Origin of the sequence: Draconibacterium sp. (genome assembly GCF_041583095.1) — a bacterium.
GTDB lineage: Bacteria > Bacteroidota > Bacteroidia > Bacteroidales > Prolixibacteraceae > Draconibacterium.
In genome coordinates this window covers 1-6572 of record NZ_JBFHGM010000280.1, presented here as the reverse complement: position 1 = coordinate 6572, position 6572 = coordinate 1, and the positions used below count along the sequence as shown (strand labels likewise).

The window sequence follows — 6572 nt, the reverse complement described above, 5'->3', positions numbered from 1 at the left end:
CGTCGTCGTGCATATACGCAAAACGAGTACGACCTGAACGAAGAAAATGTAAGAGCAGCTGTTGCTCGTCAGGGAGAAGATGTTATGGAAACCCGCATTTGGTGGGATAAATAATATTTAAAACACTTATTGACCCTGTTGAGGGCCTTTAGGTTATTAATTAAAGAGCGGCCGGTAAGTTTTCTTACCGGCTTTTCTTTTGTTTATTGAATACATGACAAAAATCATATATTTAGAGAAAAGATCATAAGTTGGATATATGATTTTGTAATTGCCATATACATAGGTATATATGTGTGTCTCTGCTGTGTTTTTAGTTGTTTTTTTACAATTCAGTTATAATCTATTTGACAGTCAATTTGAAAATAAACTTACAGTTTCTTTAAAAAATCAAATCTTCTTTTAATATTTGTAATTGTCAAAGAAGAATTAAAAGTTCTGTATTGTGAGTGGTAATGCTGGATATAAGGATTTGGGGGAATCCTTTCAGTAATTACAATATTAAATGCTGTTTAATTATTGCTTAAAAGAGTTTCTATGAAGGGAGGTATCATTCATTTTATCTTAAATCAAGATTTTAGGTTGTATCTAAATCGGTTCAATAATTAGTTGCCGATTGGTGTTCTGCATTGACGTAACTCGCGAGTCGAGGTGAAAAATGTGGTTGAATACGTTTGTGAAATTGGTTAACTGTTAAAAAAATTAACAATTAGTCGGGTTTTGCAGTTGGACAAAGAGACTATAATAAAGAAAAAAGCTTTCTAATCTTATATAAATTTTTCTGAATGGAAGGGAATAGGAAAAATTACTTTTTGAAGATAGGAGATATCAGAGTTGAAACAAAAGTTGATCTGGTGAAAAGATATGACCGGGAGGTACTCACTCTACATTTACTCACAATTACCCTTCGTAGAATCTTAAATCCTCCCGGTTTTTCTTAAACATGAATAAAAAAAGGTAAAAACAATTTTTATGCACTTTAATTAATAACTTAAAATTATTTCTATGAAAAAAATTGCGATTTTTTTATCGATTCTCCTTTTCATGGGTAATTTGGTAGTCAATGCTCAAACGCGGACAGTAACAGGTACTGTTACTTCTACTGAGGATGATATGCCAATACCAGGAGTTTCGGTTTCTGCAAAAGGTACAACGCTTGGAACTGTCACTAATATTGATGGAGTGTTTGAGCTGAGAGTACCTGAGGATGTTCAAACTTTAATGTTCAGTTTTGTTGGGATGTTAACTCAGGAAGTGAGTATTGAAGGTGTTTCTAATGTTTCTGTAGCACTTGAGCCTCAGTCAATTGGTGTTGATGAGGTTGTTGTTACTGCCTTGGGTATTTCGCGTGAGAAAAAAGCATTAGGTTATTCTGCGCAGGAAGTTGACGGAGAACAACTGAATAAAGTACAACAAACTGATGCGGTAAGTGCGTTGTCAGGTCGTGTTGCAGGTGTTCAGGTTGCTTCTTCTACCAACATGGGCGGTTCAAGCCGTATCCTTATTCGCGGTGCCAATTCAATTACTCAGGAAAACCAGCCACTATTTATTATTGATGGAATTCCTATGGATAACTCGAATTACAATGGCGCAGGTGCTGCCTCTGGTGGTGGTGGTATCGACTATGGTAACATGTTGAATGATATTAATCCTGACGAAATTCAAGATATCTCGGTACTTAAAGGTGCTGCAGCTGCCTTGTACGGTTCTCGAGCAGCAAACGGTGTTGTTTTAATTACAACAAAAAGTGCCCGTAAAGGGAGAAAAGGTTTTTCTGTTGATTTCAGTCAGAATGTTGGTTTCGAAAGTGTAGCTACTATACCAGACATGCAACGCAAATATGGTGGTGGTGCTATTATTTCTGATGAAGACGGTGGTGTTAACGGTTTCGAACAAATAACTGTTGGTGGAACTACTTATTTACATCCGCAGTACCAGGTTGACGAATCATGGGGACCACGTTACAATCCAAATATCAGTGTTGTACACTGGGACGGATTCAACGAAGATGGTTCGGTTAAAGAAACCCGGCCATGGGTTGCTCCGGCAAACGATGTAGAAGACTTCTGGGAAACCGGTGTTACTTCTACTACTTCTATTGGTATCAATAAAACAGGCGAGGATTATGGATTGCGTATTGCCTACAAATACACTGATGTAAACGGTACGATGCCCAACGCGACTCAAAACAAGCACGACTTTAAAGTTTCTGCCAATGCAAATCTAACTGATAAGTTATCAATAGATGGTAGTATGACTTATGTGAACACAAAAGCCATGGGGCGTCCAGAGGTAGGATATGGTGACAATTCTGTTGGTCAGAAATTCTTCCAGTGGGGACAGCGTCAGTTGGATTTCGAAAGACTAAAGAACTACAAAACATCAACAGGAGAAATGATTACCTGGAACCGTAAGTCGTTCACTGATCCACATCCAAAATATTCAGATAACCCTTATTGGACGGCCTACGAAAACTATTCGGATGATGCTCGTAACCGTTTTTACGGTAGAGTTTCAGCTTCTTACGAAATTATTGAAAACTTACTTCTGAAAGGTAGCGTTTATGGTGACTACTATAATTTCACTATTCGTGAAAGAACCGCAGTTGGTTCGCAGGCAACACCAGGTTACTATGAAGCCGTTCGCGAAAATTCTGAATTTAACTATGAAGGAATTTTAACTTACTCGAAAAAAATTAATGATTTCGATCTTTCGGGATTAGTTGGTTTAAACAAAAGACAATTGCGCTACGATTTCTTACGTGGTCAATCTTCTGGTGGTTTGGTTGTTCCTGGTGTATACAACCTGTTAAACTCGGTTGATCCTGCTTTGATTAACGACATTACCAATGAGAAAGAGGTAAATTCAGTATTTGGTCAAATTTCTGTTGGATTCCGCAATATGGTATTTGTGGAAGCCACTTATCGCACAGACTGGTCTTCAACACTTCCAGCCAACAATAACAAATACAGCTATCCTTCAGTTTCAGGTAGTTTCGTATTTTCAGAATTGTTAGAAGGAGTGGAGTGGTTAAACATGGGTAAGGTTCGCTTAGGTTGGGCTGAAGTTGGTAACGATACCGATCCTTACAATGTTTACGCGACATACAGTTATAATACTGATGGTGCCTTTATGAATACACCGCGTGTATTTGTCCCGGATGATCTTTTAAATGAAAATTTAAGATCAGAAACAACAAGATCAAAAGAAATAGGTTTGGATTTGAACTTATTTGATAACCGTATTGACTTAAGTGCTACTTACTTTGACAATACAACTTTTGACCAAATTATGCCATTGCAAGTATCGCAGGCTACAGGTTATGCTTCAAAATTCATTAATGCAGGTGAAATGACCAACAAAGGTATCGAGATTGCATTGGGAGTTACTCCGGTTCGTACGAAAGATTTTGAGTGGAACATGATGTTCAACTACACCAAAGTGAACAATACGATGGAGAAATTATATGGAGAAGGAGAAAACGAACTTCTGTCTCTTGATATTCAAAGAGCACCATTCGGTGGTGTATTCTTAAGAGCCAGTAAAGGAGATACCTATGGAACTTTGTGGGGAACCAACTTTATTTATGACGATGCAGGTAACAAAGTAATTGGTTCAAACGGATACTATGAGTCTACTCCTGATCTTGTGCCAATTGGTTCGGTACTTCCTGATTATACATTGGGTATTCGCAACGGATTTACATACAAAGACTTCGAATTGGATTTCTTAATTGACATCCGTAAAGGTGGAATTTTCTACTCGCTTTCTCACATGTGGGGCATGTACTCAGGTATGTATGCTGAAACTGCAGGTGTTAACGACAAAGGAAATGAAATTCGTGACGATATTGACGCTGGTGGTGGTATCAAATTAGAAGGTGTAACTGGAGACGTTACCTGGAATGATGACGGTACTTACACTGTTACCAACACTGCTCCTAACGAAAAATACGTTTCGGCAGCCGGATGGGGTGCAAGACACTACCATGGATTTGGTTATCCTAGTGCACAGTCAATATTCGATGCAGACTATGTTAAATTAAGAGAAGTAACTTTAGGTTATAATATTCCTAAAAGTTTGTTTAATGGAATCGTAAATAACGCAAGAATTTCAGTTTACGGTAAAAATTTATTTACCTGGGGCTTGGCTAAAGATGGTTTCGATCCTGAGATGGCTGCTAACGGTTCAGGAAACGTTCAAGGTTTAGAAGGAGGTTTACAACCAATGTTCCGAACTTATGGTATTAACTTGAAATTGAACTTTTAAACTTTAAAAATTATTGAAAATGAGAAATATAAAAACACTAATAGCATTTTGCCTGATACTATTCATGGTGGCGTGTGATGTGGATTACATGGATAATCCAAATGCACCGAGTAGTGTGCCTACTTCTGCGCTGTTTAATAACAATATGAAGAGAGTTGTGGATGCCACTCAGGATACCTGGTTTTCCGGACGATTCACATATGCTACGATGCAGTACTGGCAACAATCGGAATATGGTGATGAAGATCGCTATGTTTATAGAGAATCGATGCGTCAAACTCAAAATACTTTTTATGAGATTGCCGAGAACTTCAGAGAAATTATTCGTTTAAATGAAGATGAAGCTACCAAAGCTGCTGCTGCTGCTTCAGGTGATAACCAAAACCAGATTGCAACCTGCCGTATAATGTTAGCTTGGTTATTCAACTTAATGGTAGACACTTGGGGAGATATTCCTTACTATTCTTACGGTTCGGATGATCCTGATTTTCAAGCATTAAGAGTGGCCGGTTATGGAGATGACGAAACCGTTTTAAGCCCGGTTTATGCAACACAGGCAAAAATCATTGAGGATATTCTTAACGAATTGGATGAAGCTGCCGATCAATTGGATGCAAGCAAATCAGGTATGGCCGGAGACAATGTATTCAATGGAGATGTTGCCAAATGGGAAAAATTTGCCCAATCATTACGTTTAAGAATTGCCAATAAAATTAGTGGAGTAAATTCATCATTGGCAACAACTCATATCAACGATGCAATTTCGTCGGGTGTATTTACATCTAACGATGACAACGCCATGTTTGAATACGAGTCGAGCGACAAAAATGCTTCTCCTATGTACAGAGCATGGAATGTTGATAACCGTAGTGACTTTGCAGTCGGACACAGTTTTATTACACTGTTAAAAGGTGAAAATCTGGTTGATCATTCGCACACTGATGTAACCACAGGATCTAATCCTAATCCATTCCTCGGAATTATGGATCCAAGGATTCATAAATACGCTCAGAAAAACAAAAACGGCGATTATGTTGGTATGTTCATTTCTGAAAGTTCTGCTGATGCTGCTACCTTTAGTATTGAGTCTTTACCTGGAACGGCCATTATTGAAACGCCCAATTTTTCTGAAACTTTGATGGAATATGCTGAAGTATGTTTCATCCAAAGTGAATTGAATGGTTGGGATCAAACCTGGTACGAAAAAGGTATTCGCGCTTCAATGGAAAAATGGGGTGTTGACGATGCTGATATCGATGCCTACATTGCTGCAGTACCTGCCGCAAATATGGAAAATGTACTTACGCAAAACTTTATCGCATTATATATGCAAGGTCATACGGCATGGATGAATTATCGTCGTACAGGATATCCTAAAACTTTAATTCAGCCTTATTCGGATTACAGTGTATACGACCCAACAGGCGACACCTGGTTAGATAAAGTATTTACTCCACTTGTTGAGGAAGTTGATGATCTTCCTTTCAGAATGAGATACCCGGCTCAGGAACAAACCCTGAACGGTGCAAATCGAAAAGTAGCTGCTAATGCTTTAAGCAACGGTGATGTTATTTATTCGAAATTATGGTGGGATGTAAATTAAATTACAAAAGACCTATAACTAAAATATGATAAAAAGGAATGGCCGGATAAATTATCTGGCTATTCTTTTTTTCAAAAATACAATTGCAGCAGTAATTGCTAAAACTGAACCAATCTAAAACCATACAATCACTATAAACCTGTTTTCTTCAAATGCGTTTATTATCCATCATATTTTGTTTTTGCTGTATTGCAAAATTGGCTTTGGGGCAATCCATCACAATCGATTCGCTTAAACAGGAATACGACAAACAATATGGGCTAAACAGCATTCTTATAAATGGTAAAAAAAGTTCTACCTATTACCTCGATCATTATGGGCATCCGTTTTGGAGAAGTGACAAGGAGTTTTGGGCGGATATTTTTTTGGAAAGTAAAAGATTTGAAGCACAACGCGTAAAATATAATATTGAAAAGCAGGAGTTTATTCTCAACTTCACCAACCTAAATGGAGCTGAAAAACAAATAATACTCACCCCCTCAATTGTAGACACCATTGTTATTAATGAGTATATTTTTATTCCCAACACAAACAAAAAAATAAAACCAGCCTATGTGCAGCTTATCTATTCCAACAAAGTAAAATGTACAAAAGGCTGGTATAAAAACTTAGTTGTTGCCAAAGATGTTAGCTCACGCTCAGGATTTAAATACCAGAAGGAACAGGTGGAATGGTATCTTGAAGGGGAAGGTTCTACCAT

Annotated in this window: 3 protein-coding genes; all 3 read left to right on the top strand. The window is 37.8% G+C overall.

The window, feature by feature from the left end; genetic code table 11:
* Window positions 1–1005: 1005 nt before the first annotated feature.
* Window positions 1006–4269: a SusC/RagA family TonB-linked outer membrane protein gene (locus tag ABZB17_RS18990; RefSeq protein WP_372652543.1), complete on the top strand. Its 3264-nt coding sequence runs from the start codon at window positions 1006–1008 to the stop codon at window positions 4267–4269.
* 19 nt (window positions 4270–4288) lie between these two features.
* Entirely contained in the window at window positions 4289–5872 is a 1584-nt protein-coding gene (locus tag ABZB17_RS18985) for a SusD/RagB family nutrient-binding outer membrane lipoprotein (protein WP_372652541.1), read from the top strand.
* 152 nt (window positions 5873–6024) lie between these two features.
* A partial coding sequence (locus ABZB17_RS18980; protein ID WP_372652539.1) for a hypothetical protein occupies window positions 6025–6572 on the top strand: 548 nt, incomplete at its 3' end.